Source organism: Streptomyces sp. NPDC093544, from assembly GCF_040683495.1.
GTDB lineage: Bacteria > Actinomycetota > Actinomycetes > Streptomycetales > Streptomycetaceae > Streptomyces.
Genome location: NZ_JBFBEA010000012.1, coordinates 276,197 through 288,431, shown reverse-complemented (window position 1 = coordinate 288,431; position 12,235 = coordinate 276,197). Strand labels below are relative to the sequence as shown.

Annotated in this window: 9 protein-coding genes and 1 tRNA gene; 2 read left to right on the top strand and 8 right to left on the bottom strand. The window is 71.8% G+C overall.

The genetic code is table 11. The features are described 5' to 3' along the window. The first annotated feature begins 245 nt into the window (after positions 1–245). Complete coding sequence (locus AB0N66_RS20650) at positions 246–1,340, top strand: LLM class flavin-dependent oxidoreductase (protein WP_365436784.1); 1,095 nt, start codon at positions 246–248, stop codon at positions 1,338–1,340. A gap of 8 nt (positions 1,341–1,348) precedes the next feature. Here the strand turns inward: AB0N66_RS20650 and AB0N66_RS20645 are convergent, their stop codons facing one another. Then, on the bottom strand, positions 1,349–3,295 hold the full coding sequence (locus tag AB0N66_RS20645; protein WP_365436781.1) for an EAL domain-containing protein: 1,947 nt from the start codon (positions 3,293–3,295) through the stop codon (positions 1,349–1,351). Positions 3,296–3,649: 354 nt separating this feature from the next. Here AB0N66_RS20645 and AB0N66_RS20640 point away from each other — a divergent pair, with 354 nt between their 5' ends. Next, positions 3,650–5,008, top strand: coding sequence for a M6 family metalloprotease domain-containing protein (locus AB0N66_RS20640; protein ID WP_365436778.1), 1,359 nt, complete (start codon positions 3,650–3,652; stop codon positions 5,006–5,008). A 142-nt stretch (positions 5,009–5,150) separates the two neighbouring features. Here the strand turns inward: AB0N66_RS20640 and AB0N66_RS20635 are convergent. The 7 genes from AB0N66_RS20635 to AB0N66_RS20605 all read right to left on the bottom strand — a co-directional run bounded on the left by AB0N66_RS20635 (position 5,151) and on the right by AB0N66_RS20605 (position 12,020). Further along, positions 5,151–5,224, bottom strand: a tRNA-Lys gene (locus tag AB0N66_RS20635). After that, positions 5,215–5,832 (bottom strand): bifunctional DNA primase/polymerase, encoded by a 618-nt coding sequence (locus AB0N66_RS20630; RefSeq protein WP_365436775.1) that lies wholly within the window; start codon positions 5,830–5,832, stop codon positions 5,215–5,217. The genes AB0N66_RS20635 and AB0N66_RS20630 overlap by 10 nt, the downstream gene beginning before the upstream one ends. 250 nt (positions 5,833–6,082) lie before the next feature. Then, entirely contained in the window at positions 6,083–6,472 is a 390-nt protein-coding gene (locus AB0N66_RS20625; protein WP_365436772.1) for a hypothetical protein, read from the bottom strand. Between the two features lie 290 nt (positions 6,473–6,762). Continuing rightward, complete coding sequence (locus AB0N66_RS20620; protein WP_365436846.1) at positions 6,763–8,100, bottom strand: AAA domain-containing protein; 1,338 nt, start codon at positions 8,098–8,100, stop codon at positions 6,763–6,765. 5 nt (positions 8,101–8,105) lie between these two features. Beyond that, complete coding sequence (locus AB0N66_RS20615; RefSeq protein WP_365436769.1) at positions 8,106–9,701, bottom strand: hypothetical protein; 1,596 nt, start codon at positions 9,699–9,701, stop codon at positions 8,106–8,108. Continuing rightward, a complete protein-coding gene (locus AB0N66_RS20610; protein WP_365436843.1) occupies positions 9,692–11,020 on the bottom strand; it encodes a hypothetical protein in 1,329 nt (442 codons plus the stop codon). The genes AB0N66_RS20615 and AB0N66_RS20610 overlap by 10 nt, the downstream gene beginning before the upstream one ends. Continuing rightward, the gene (locus AB0N66_RS20605; protein ID WP_365436766.1) at positions 10,971–12,020 is read right to left on the bottom strand and encodes a phosphatase PAP2 family protein; all 1,050 of its coding nucleotides are present in this window, start codon (positions 12,018–12,020) and stop codon (positions 10,971–10,973) included. The genes AB0N66_RS20610 and AB0N66_RS20605 overlap by 50 nt, the downstream gene beginning before the upstream one ends. Positions 12,021–12,235: the final 215 nt, after the last annotated feature.

The window sequence follows — 12,235 nt, the reverse complement described above, 5'->3', positions numbered from 1 at the left end:
CCCCTACCCGTCCCATCCTTCCGGGGCTCCGCCCCGTTTCAGCCCGTCCGGCGTTTGAGGACGAGGCCGTTCAGGCCGACAGCGGGGGTCTGGGGGCGCAGCCCCCAGGTACGGGACGGGTAAGGGCGGAGGGGGCGAAAACTGTTCCGCCCCAGCCCCCGCCCGGGCCGCCCCGGGAATAAACGGGGACACCCTCCTGTTGTGAGGCGGACAACGTCACGCACGAGCAACAGGAGGCACCCCCGGTGAACGAGACGGACGAGATCCGCGGCACGGCACAGGGCACCGCCCCGGTCCCCCTCTCCGTACTGGACCTGGTCACAGTCGGCGCAGGCCACACAGCGACCGAAGCCCTCCAGACCAGCGTCAAGATCTCCCGCCTCGCGGAATCCCGCGGCTACCACCGCTACTGGGTGGCCGAACACCACTCCATGCCGGGCGTGGCGTCATCGTCGCCCGCCGTGATCCTCGCCCACCTGGCAGCCCACACGACCCGCATCCGCCTAGGCTCAGGCGGCGTCATGCTCCCCAATCACGCCCCCCTGGTCATCGCGGAACAGTTCGGCACCCTGGAGGCGATGGCCCCGGGCCGAGTGGACCTGGGCCTGGGCAGGGCCCCCGGCACGGACGGTGCGACCGCCGCGGCCCTCCGCCGCACGGACCGCCTGGGCGAAGGCGCCGACGACTTCCCCGAACAGCTCGCGGAACTGACCCGCTTCCTGGACGGCAGCTTCCCCTCCGGCCACCCCTACGCTCGCATCCACGCGGTCCCGGGCCCGATCCAGTCGACGTCCCCCGGCGGCGTCCAGTCCCCGCACCGCCCCCCGGTCTGGCTCCTGGGCTCGTCCGGCTTCAGCGCCCGGCTGGCCGGATCCCTCGGCCTCCCCTTCGCCTTCGCGCACCACTTCTCGGCCCAGAACACGATCCCGGCGCTGGACCTCTACCGCGAGTTCTTCCGTCCGAGCGCCGTCCTGGACGCCCCGTACGCCCTCATCGGCGTCTCGGCCCTCGCCACGGACGACGAACGGGAAGCCGGCCGCCAGGTCCTTGCGGCCGCCCTGAACATGGTCCGCCTGCGCACCGGCCGCCCGGGCCTGGTCCCGACGCCGGAAGAGGCGGCGGCGTACGAATTCACCTCCATGGAGCGGGAGTTCATCACCACCTGGAACTCCAACGTCATCCACGGCACCGCCGAGGAGGTCCGTGCCGGCCTCGACGACCTCCAGAAGCGCACGGGCGCGGACGAGTTGATGCTCACGTCCCACGCCCACAGCGGTGACCTGCGCCTGCGCTCGTACGAACTGATCGCGGACGCGTACGGGTTGCCGCAGGCGGCCTGAGCCCGCTCTCAGACCTGACCGCAGGTCGCCGCCGCCTCAAGCAGCGCGGAGATACGATCCGCTGGCACCGGCCGCGAGTACAGCCACCCCTGCCCGGTGTCGCAGCCGATGCCGCGCAGGCGGGAGGCCTGGGAGGCGGTTTCCACGCACTCGGCGGTGACCGTCAGACCCAGCCGGTGGGCGAGTTGGATGAGGGCCTCGACGATGACCTCGTCGGCGGGGTTGGGGTGGGCGTCGGTGCCGTCGCGGCTCTCGTACTGGAAGCCCCGTACGAAGGCGCCGTCCAGCTTGAGCACCGACACCGGGAGCCGGCTGAGGTATGCCAGGTTCGAGTACCCGGTGCCGAAGTCGTCGATGGCGATGCGTACGCCCATGTCGCTGAGGGCCTGCAGGGCCTGGAGGGGACGGCCCGCCGAGCCCATCACCGCGGACTCGGTGAGCTCCAACTGGAGGAGTTGCGGCGGGAGTCCGGTCTCCGCCAGGATCTCCGCCACGTCCGCGACCAGGTCGGAGTCCCAGACCTGACGCACCGCCACATTCACGCTGACGAAGATCGCTGCGGCGTCCGGGTGTTCCAACTGCCAGCGGCGGGCCTGTCGGCAGGCGGTGGCGAGGACCCAGCGGCCGAGCTGCACGATCGAGCCGTCCTCCTCGGCCAGTCCGATGAACCGATTCGGCGTGAGCATCCCGAACTGGGGGTGGTTCCAGCGGACGAGCGCCTCGACTCCGCGCACGCTGCCGTCCTCCATGCCCACCAACGGCTGGTACTCCAGGGTGAATTCACCGCGCTCGACGGCGGCGCGGAGGGCGGAGGAGAGGGCCTGGCGAGTCATCCGGTGCGCGTTGCGCTCCGGGTCGAAGAGGGTCCAGCGGTCCTTGCCGTCCGCCTTCGCCCAGTACAGCGTGGTGTCCGCGGCCTGCATCAGCCCGGTCGCTGAGGTCCCGGCGGCCCGGCGCTCGACGACACCGATGGACGCGGAGACGGACAGCCGCTGACCGGAGAGGTCGAAGGGCGCCTGAAGGGACTTGAGGACGGACTCGGCGAGGTCGGCCAACTGCTCCGTTCCCGTGGAGTCCTCGACGAGCAGCGCGAACTCGTCACCTCCCAGTCTCGCCACCAGGGGAGTGGTCGCCCGTGCGTGGCCCGCCTCCTCGGCGCAGCGCGTGAGGCGTTCCGCGACGGCCGCGAGGAGCCGGTCCCCTACCCGATGGCCGAGGGTGTCGTTGACCGCCTTGAACCCGTCCAGATCCAGATAGCAGAGCCCGATCCGGCCGGTGCCGCCCTCCTCGTACGCCTCCGCCTCCAGGGCGGCCGTCAGACGCTCGAAGAACAGGGTGCGGTTGGGCAGCCGGGTCACCGCGTCGTGCATCTGCAAGTGCCGCAGCCGCGACTGGAGTTCACGCCGGGCGCTGATGTCGGAGACGGAGAGCAGTACCGCCCGCTCCTGGGCGGGCAGCGGCGCGACCGTCACCTGGACCCAGAGCGAGTGCCCGTCGGGGTGCTTGAGCCGACGCGTGCAGCGCAGCCTGGCCTGCCGGCCGCGCAGCACCTCGCGGTACGCGTGCCAGGTGCGGGCGTCGGACGCCAGGTCCATCAGGTCGGAGGCGATCCGCCCGGCGAGGGTGCCGGAGTCGCTGCCGAGCAGTGCCCCCAGCGACTCGTTCGCCGTGACGACCAGGCCCTCGCGGTCGACGACGGCCATCGCGAGGGGCGCGGTGGCGAACGCGGCCTGGAAGGTGCGGGGTGACGCCGCGTCAGAAGGTGTCCCGGGGACGGCGGATGCGTCGGGGGACGTGTCGGTCGAGACGGATGTGCCGGGAGGTGACCCGGGGGGTACGGAGGGGCCGGGAGGCAACCCGGCGGGCGTACGGGGAGATGGGTCGATGTGACGCTCTGTGACGGCCGGCCGGACGAAGTCTGCCGTAGGCGCCGGCCCTTCGGACGTTCCGCTCACCGCTCGCTCCCGCAGTGCACTCGTTCTTCGTATGGGTCTCTCGGGGTGGTCGGCCGGTGGTGGACGGCCGCACAAGCCGTGGCCGTGCAGGAAAGTGTGCCGATCATAGAGGCTGGCCCCGGGGAGTTGCAGCCACTGTCCAGTGTCCCGGAACAACCACCCGTTCTGACAGATCGTTTCTGCCTGCATCTGGACGGGTTCCTTCCCCCTCCGATCGCATGTGACGTTCCGTGAGTGTTCGGGGTGTCGCCCTCTCGTGGCCTCTCACTCGTCTGGTGTAGACAAACAGGGCAAAGTATGACGAAATGACCCAGGCTGGGTGCGGTGTCCTGAAATCCGCATCCGGAGGTCGATGTGCCGCGTCCGCTCCCCCTCAAGGAGCTCACCCGTGAGGTCCTGCGGGCCTTCACCCGTGACGGGGCGCCCCGTTGGCGCAGTACCGCGGCCGTGTTCACCTCGATGTCGGCGCTGGCCGCGACCTCACTGCTGCCGGGTCCCGCGCTCGCCGAACCCCGCTCGGACCTGTGCGCCCTGAAGCGGACCGAGGCGCACCACTCGGAGGGCCTCGACACCTGGAACGCCGCCTACACGCGTCCGACGCGCGCCCTCGACGCGGTGATGGTCTTCCTGTCCTTCCCCGACTCGGAGCCGCAGACCACCCCCGCCGAACTGACCGCCGACTATTTCCCGGCCACCAGTCACTTCTTCGAGCGCGCCTCGTACGGCAAGTTCACGCTGCGCCCGCACCCGCAGCGTGACTGGATCCGGATGCCGCACGCCTCCACGGCGTACGCCATACAGCGCGACTGGAACTCCGCGCACCGCTCCGCCTATCTGCGCGACGCGATCGCCGTGGCCGACGGGCGGATCGACTTCTCGCGCTACGACGTCGTCTACTTCGTGGCCGACCCGGACGCGCCGGGCGTCGACTCGGACGCGACGAAGGTCGTCAACCTCGACACCCCCCTGCGGGCCGACGGCAAGGACATCCGCCGGGTCGTCACCGTCTTCGAGAAACACCCGCCGGACCGCCTCGTCCTCGCCCACGAGACGGGCCATATCTTCGACCTCCCCGACCTCTACCACCGCCCCGTCGACGGCAAGGGCGACTGGGACACCTACGTCGGTGACTGGGACCTCATGGGCAGCCAGTTCGGCCTCGCCCCCGACCTGTTCGGCTGGCACAAGTGGAAGCTGGGCTGGCTGGAGCCGAGCCAGGTCGCGTGCGTGCGGGGCCGGGGGAGTACGCGGCTGACGCTGGAGCCGTTGAGCGCGGGACCGGCGACGGTCGGTGCGGCGGGGGCTCTGGACTCGGGAGCGGGTGGCTTCAGCGGTTCCGGCGGCGTCGACGGCTCCGGTGCGCGGACTTTCGGTTCCGGGCGGGGTACCAAACTGGCGGTGGCCCGTACGGGGCCCGGCAGCGTGCTCGCCTTCGAGGCGCGCGGCTCGTCGGGCAACGACGGCTCGACGTGCACGCAGGGCGTCCTCGTCTACCGTGTCCGCAGCGAGGCCGACTCCGGCCGCGGCCCGATCGAGGTCCTCGACGCGCACCCCCACTCCGAGTCCTGCTGGGAGGACTCGGTCTACCCACCCCTCGCGGACGCGCCGGTGGCACTCGGGGAGACCTTCACGGTGCCCGGCGAGAACGTACGGATCGAGGTGGAGGACCGCACGGCTTCGGAGGCGTGGACGGTGAAGATCACGACAGGGTGAGCTTTCGAGCGGGCGTTCACTGTGGCTGACCTCGACGGGGGTGTGGGTGGCGAAGCCCCCGCAACGCGCGGCGAAGCCGCGCAAAAACGACGATGGCGAGACGGTCCGCGTTTTCCGCGAACACGCCTCGCCATCGCTAGCGTGCGCCGCCAGGGACTCGAACCCCGGACCCGCTGATTAAGAGTCAGCTGCTCTAACCAACTGAGCTAGCGGCGCCTGCTGACGTCGTAGACCTTAGCATCCTGATCGCGGGGAGGAAAAATCGATATCCGCACTGCTGCGGAGGCTGCCGCGCGGGCTGCCCGGACGGCCGCCCAGAGCAGGATCTCGGGGCCGGGGAGCCAGGGATGGCGGGTGTCGGGGGCGACGAGCCAGCGCGATTCCAGGCGGCTGTCGGGACCCGGCCCGCCGGAGTCCTGGGCGCTCGGGGCGGGGACGGTGACCGCGTCGCCGGTGCCATGGCAGAGCAGGGGCGGAATCCCGTCGCTCCGGGAGCCCCACTCCTCCCATTCGAGAAGCGAGGGCAGCCGCTGTGCCGTACCGGGCGCGGCGAACAACAGCATCCGTCCCCGGTACGCGGCCACCGGGCCCGAGCCGGGCCCCTCGTCCCACAGCCGGTCGAGCATCCACCGCCCGAAGATCGCCGGGACGTTCACGACGTCGAAGGTGCTCCCGCAGGGCAGGACGACCGGGGCGCTCGGCCGTTCCTCCCAGAGCGCGAGAGTGCTGCGCGGGTACGTTCCTGCCGACGCGAGCCAGGCGACACCCTCGGACGTGACGTTCGAGATGTCGAACCTGCCTGCCGGGTTCAGTGTGCTGCTCATGGCAACAACATCTACCGGCGGTGAGCGCACGGTCTCCGAGAGTTGCCGAAAGTCAGGACAGGAGAGGGTGGGGTGGAGTATCTTCCCCGCCGGCATATGCCACGTGCGGGTGAGGTATTTCAGCCGTCCGGCGTTTGAGGATGAGCGCGTTCAGCGCGACAGGGGGTCTGGGGGCGCAGCCCCCAGGAACAAGGGACGGGTAGGGGCGGAGGGGGAGAAAACCCCACCCCACCCCCGGCGCGCCCCAGCATCACGCATGGTCTCCAACCCCATGCCCAAGCCCATGCGCCCGCCCGTTCCCGTCCACCCCCCGAAGCAGATCACGGCCGAACTCGATCATTTTCTTCGCGTAGTCCTCGGTCCACTCGGCCCGCTCCGCGACCGCCGCCGCGGTGAGCCGGTCGAAGCGCCGCGGATCAGCCAACTGCGCGGCGGCGATCGCCTGGAACTCGACGGCCCGGTCAGCCGCGGCGCGAAACGCCTGGGTCAGCTCCGTCGCCCGCGCCAGCAGCGCCCGCGGATCGTCTATCGACTCCAGGTCGAAGAAATGCTCCGGATCGCCGGCGGCCTCCGCCGGCTCGAAGAGCAGGGGCGCGGGGCGTAGCCGCGGTTCGTTCCGACGCGGCGTGGGCTCCGCCATGTCTTCTCCTCCTCGTACGGTTCTCAGGGCCCGCCTTGCGAGCGGGCCACCGTCTATTGTCCCCCGGCGGCGCAAGAGGGCCCGGGGGCCTGGGGGACCGAGCGGGAACCACCGGGTGATCCACCCCGGAACCGCCGGGTGATCCACCCCGGAACCGCCGGGTGATCCACCCCGGAACCGCCGGGTGATCCATCCCCGAACCACCAGGTGATCCACTCCGGAACCTCCAGGGCAACCAAGCAGGAACCGGACCGAACCGACACCGGCCGGCCGATCGCCGATCCGCCGAGCTAAGGCCGCCAAGCCACCCGATGCTGCCCCAGATGGGACAACACCGAATGGTTCGCCTCCCAGCCATCAGGGAACTTGACCGTGACCCCCAGCTGAACCGGCTCTGTGGACGGATGGTCGTCCAGCAGGTCCGTCACCCCCGCCCGGCACACCACGATGCACGCGTGCCGGTGCCGGGACGCGAGCACGCACAACCGGCCCGTCTCCAGATGGAACGCCGTCGCGTCGGGCCGCCCCGAGAGCGGATGCAGGACCACCGTCACATCGAACTCCCGCCCCTGAAGCCGGTTCGCCGTGTCGACGGTGACGTCCGCGACGCCGAGCTCGGCCAGCGCGGCCCGCACCGCGGCGGCCTGGTCCCGGTGGGCCGTGCCGACGGCGATCCGGTCGGCGGTCAGCGGCACCGGCTCGGCGGACCGCTCCGACGTGGCCGCGCCACCCCGGTCAAGGAGCCGGCGTACGACCTGGGCCACCGCCCGTACCGCTTCGGGGTCCGTACGAGGTGTGTGCCGGGCCGGCAGCTCCAGTAGCCCCCAACCCGCCTCCGCCGCCTCGTCGATGACCTGGTCGGGACCCGAACCGTCCGACGGGACACCGAAATCGAGCCGCCGGTCACCGTGGCCCGTACCACTGCGGAACGGCGTGTACGGGTAGAACGCGTCGGAGACGAGCGGCGCCGCCGACGCGGGCAGCCGCCAGGACACCGGCAGGCGGTGCTGGGGCAGTTCGGGATTGTGGGCGAGCAGGGTCGTCACGGCGGACGCCGACGGGTCGTACGACAGGCCCGCCCACTGCTCGGACCCCACGATCGCGAACGGGTCCAACTGCCCCGGGTCGCCCACGAACAGCGCCCGCTCGAAGAGCCCCGCGACGGCCAGCAGCGCGTCCGAACGCATCTGGTAGGCCTCGTCGACGATCGCGTGCCGCCACGGCTCGACGCCCTTGACGTGCGCCCACTTGGCGGCGGTCGAGATGACGACGTCGAGGCCCGCGAGGTCGGCCGCCTTGGTGGACTTGCGGACGTTCGCCAGGCCGTCGAGCGTCTTGTCGTACGGGTCGGGATCGCTGCTGTGCAGCCGCCCGACGGGCAGCTCGGGGTCCTTCTCGGCGAGCCGCAGCACGAGGTCGTCGACCTGGGCGTTGGTCTGCGCGATGACCATCAACGGGCGCCCCGCGGAGGCCAGTTCGAGCGCGGCCCGGACGACGAGGGTGGACTTGCCGGCGCCGGGCGGGGAGTCCACCACGACTCCGCGGTGGGTGCCGTGCAGCGTGTCGTGGAGGATCGCGTCGGTGGCCCGGGTGGCGGCGGCGCCCGGATCGAAGTCGGTGGTCGTCACGGATGTCACAGGACGTCCTCCTCCGTCACCGGGTCGGGACGGGGTACGGCGTCGGCCTCACCCGGTGGCCCGCCGTGCGTCCATGGCGTCTCCTCCGGGTCGGGCAGCTTCGCCCCGCCCCGCTGCTCGTGCTCGAAGAGCGTGAAGCAGACGAGGTCCCCCTTCTCCGGCACGGACCCGGCCTCGGGCTCCTTGCCGCGCCCCATCTTGTCGACCACGCGCAGAACGACCAGGGCGCCGTCCTCCTCGGCCGCGACGAACTCCGCCGCCTGCGGTTTCCCGCCCAACGACCGGTACACCTTCGCCCGTCCCCCCAGCTGCGGCCGGTCGTCCGTCCGCACGGTGACCAGCGGGCGCGGGCTCGGCCGCTTGCCCTCGCTGTACGCCATGACGACATCGATGACCTCACCGGCGAAGGCCTCACCGCCGAGCCGCCGTCCGGCCATCACGAGGGTGTCGTCCAGGGCCTCCTGGGCTTCCAGGCGGGCCTGTTCACGCTCGCGCGTGGCGAGCTTGTTGGCCGCGGTGACCGCGTCGTCGCGGCGCGGCTGCGGGGGTTCGCCCGCGGTGATCCGGTCGCGGTGGCCGGTGAACGACCAGCGGTCGCGGGTCCACCGGTCGGCCGCGTGCGCGCCCTCGGGCAGCTCACGCAGCAGGTCGAGGCCGCGCCACACGGCGTCCCAGGTGGGTCGCGTGACGCGCTCGACGAGGGCGTGGATCTCCCGCTCGGCGGCGGTGAGGTCACCGAGTCGGTCGTCCGCCTCGATGCCGTCCTCGGCGGCGGCGAGTGCGGTGCGCGCCCGGTCGTAGCGCTCGATGGCGGGGGCCAGCAGCTTGTTGTCGAAGGCCGGGTCGGTGGCGGGACCGGCGGGCGGACAGACGAGCTGCCCCCGGGAGTCCCGCAGCAACTCGGCCCGCAGCGCCGCCTCCGCGCCCGACGCGCCGTCCGCCGGGTCGATCCAGGCGAGCAGCGCTCCCAGGTGCTGGTCCTCCAGACTGCTCTGCCCGGTGGCCCAGTGCCGCGACAGTACGTCGGTGAGGGCGAGCAGCAGCGAGGATCCGGGCACCCGGGCCCGCTCGCCGAAGTGCGTCATCCACCGCCCGAGCAACGGCACCCTGGGCGGCGCCGGATGGGGCGCCTCCGGCTCCTCCTCGGCGGTGCGCCGGAACCGCATGGAGCGCCCGAGGAGTCGTACGAACTCGACGCCGGACCGGCTCGGCACGATCAACTGTGGTGCGTCCGCGCACAGTTCGACCTCGACCTTGACGCGCTTGCCGGTCTCCGGGTCGGTCTCGTTGCGCTCGGCGGCCTCCACCACGTCCGCGTACGAGTCGATGTACGGCAGTACGACGTCCGCGAGCTCGGCGAGGAACGCGAACCGCAGGTCGCGGTCGCGTGGCTGGGGTACGACAAGCAGCCGTGGCGCGTCCCGCTCGGTCCCGACGAGCGCCCCGAGCGGGGCTCCGGCCTCACCGGCGGTGATCAACGGCACGAACACGAGGAGCCGGTCGACGAGATGCCGGTGCCGCACGGTGGCGGTCCGCTGGGCCCGGCCGCTGTCGACGGCTTCGAGACGAGCGAGGGTGGCGATCAGCGACATACGGCCCCCTCCTGGGCTGCCGACGACTGGGGCGCCGAGGGCTGGAGCATCGAAGGCAGGACTGTGGATGAGTCGGCGCCCGACGGCTGGGATCCCAGCGCCTCGGCCCGCAGCTCCGCCGCCCTGCGCAGCGCCGCGACCACTGGATCGGCCGGGTCCCCGACCTTCCCGTGGGCCGCCGCCAGTACGTCGCCCACCGTCGTCAGCCCGCCCAGCTCGGCCCGCAGTGAGCGCCCCAAGGACGTCACAGCGCCGTCCGCGCGGGAACGGTCGCGGCAGTGGAAGGCCAGCTCACAGGCGGCCAGGCACTCCGGGGCGTACGTCGCCGGGACGGACTCGACCGCGGCCGTGAGGGAGTCGGCAGGAAGGTCGGGGGAGAACGACGTGCCTTCGGGGAGGGCGTCGGCGATGTCCTCGACCCGGGTGAGGCGGGTGAGCTGGCGGCGGGTGACCGCGCGCTGCTTGCGGACGTCGACGGCGGACGCGGTCGGGAGGTTGGAGAAGTCCTTGGGGCAGACCAGGAGGACCCGATGGCGGACCTCGGGAGCGGGGGCGCTGTCTTGGGCGCTCCGCCTCCGGGGCGCCTCAGCCGGTGTCGAGGGGACGACCGTGCTCGACCCTTCGGGCCTCCGCGCGGTCGTCCCCTCGCCTCCGGCGCGCCCCTCCGGCGCCGCGCCGAGATGGGCGGCCACCTCCTCCAGCGCCAGTACGTACACAGCGGACTGGCGCGCGGCCGCGCCCACCTTCGCCGGATCCGCAGAACCGTCCAGCATGGGGAAGGACTTGATCTCGACGACGGTCCAGCTGCCGTCGGGGTGCACGACCACCGCGTCGGGTTCCAGGAAGGCGGGGGAGCCGGCGACATCGAGGGCGACCATGGGGTGGTCGAGCAGGGTCCAGGTACCGGCTTCGGTGGCCTCGCGCAGGGCGAGGGCCGTACGGGCCGCGCGCCCCTCGGGGCCGGCCGCGGAAAGGTCGGGCACGCGCCCCGACGCGGGCGGCTCGGCACGGGGGTCCAGCTTCTCGTGCACGAGGCGGAGCAGCTCCGCGCCCCCGTCGGCCTTGACCCGGGCCTCGAACGCGTTGCCCCGCATGAAGGCGAACTGCGACTGCCCGAAGGCGGACGGCGAACCCAGCCCTTCCGCCAGCTTCGCCTTGTCGACACCCGCGCCGTCGAGGAGAGCCCGCCGGTCGCACCCGGGGTTCGCGGCGAGCGCCGCGAGGGCCCGCGCATCCAGCGCCTTGGGGGGTACGGACGGGCCGCGCAGGTCAGCGAGCCGCTGCCGCAGCGCCGTCCCCCGCGTCCGTGGGGGCGGCACCCGGCTCGGCTCCAGGCCCGGTGCGGGACTCGCGCTGTCGGGGAAATCGTTCACCCGCGGAAGTCTGGCACCCCGCACTGACAATTGAGGAACCTGCGCCGCCCGAGGTGCCCGAGGCCCGTGCGATCAGGGCGCCCGGGACCCGGGTGAAACGTTCGCCCACAACCTGCGCGAAACGCGCGCCCAGCCTGGTCCTCGCACGGTCCGCGACCCGCATCACGAGGGGGGTCAGCAGCAGCCCGGCCCCCATCACCACGGCGCCCGCGACCGCGTCGAGGAAGTAGTGGTTCGCGGTGCCCATCACGACGATCGTGGTGATCAGCGGATACGCGACAGCCGCGGCCTTGGCCACCTTCGTGCGGCCGTACTTCCACAGGATCACTCCGCACCACAGCGCCCAGCCCACGTGCAGGCTCGGCATCGCCGCGTACTGGTTCGTCATGCCACCCAGGCCGCGTGGCGCGCTCGCGTCGCCGGCCCACCAGCCGTAGTCGCTGTACTGAGCCATCGTGTCGATGAAGCCGTGGCTCGCGTCGAGCAGCCGCGGCGGGCAGGTGGGCAGCAGTGTGAAGCCGATCAGGCCGATGAACGTGGAGGTCATCAGCCAGGTGCGGGCCGCGCGATAGCGCACGGCGCGGGACCGGAAGAGCCAGATCAGGATCGCGGGCGTGACCATGTAGTGCAGGGACGCGTACCAGAAGTCGGCGGGTACGCCGAGCCAGGCCTCGCGGGTGAAGAGACGGTTCAGCGGGTGCTCGGCGTTCAGGCGCAGGGCCTTCTCGATGCGCAGGATCTCCAGGCCGTGGTCGACCGCGCCGGCCTCATTGCCCCGGGCGAGCAGTCGGCCCGCCGAGTAACACGCGTACACCATCAGGATCAGCGGGAGCTCGGTCCACCAGCGGAGCCGGGCCTGCGATGCCCTGGAGGTACGCAGCTCGGTCCACCGGCGAAGCCGGGCGCGTGGTGCCGCCTCGGCTCGCGGTGCATCGGTCTGCGGCATCCGATCACCCTCCCCCATCTGCTTGCGGTGACCCGACAGTCTGCACGGTCCGCCGACAGCGAGGTCTGCACAGTCTGCACACGAAGATCCGTGGCCACATTCGATTTTACGGTGTATGTGAACTCCCCGAACGGGCGCCCTCGGTCGTCAAAGACGCAGAGATCTCCCCCCGGGTTGCCAAGCGAGTGGGTGCGCGATGATGGAATGACCGATCC

Excerpts from the sequence above, each read along its gene's own strand:
- AB0N66_RS20630 (WP_365436775.1), bottom strand. The coding sequence starts at position 5,832 with ATGAGCAGCACACTGAACCCGGCAGGCAGGTTCGACATCTCGAACGTC.
- AB0N66_RS20625 (WP_365436772.1), bottom strand. The coding sequence starts at position 6,472 with ATGGCGGAGCCCACGCCGCGTCGGAACGAACCGCGGCTACGCCCCGCG.
- AB0N66_RS20615 (WP_365436769.1), bottom strand. The coding sequence starts at position 9,701 with ATGTCGCTGATCGCCACCCTCGCTCGTCTCGAAGCCGTCGACAGCGGC.
- AB0N66_RS20605 (WP_365436766.1), bottom strand. The coding sequence starts at position 12,020 with ATGCCGCAGACCGATGCACCGCGAGCCGAGGCGGCACCACGCGCCCGG.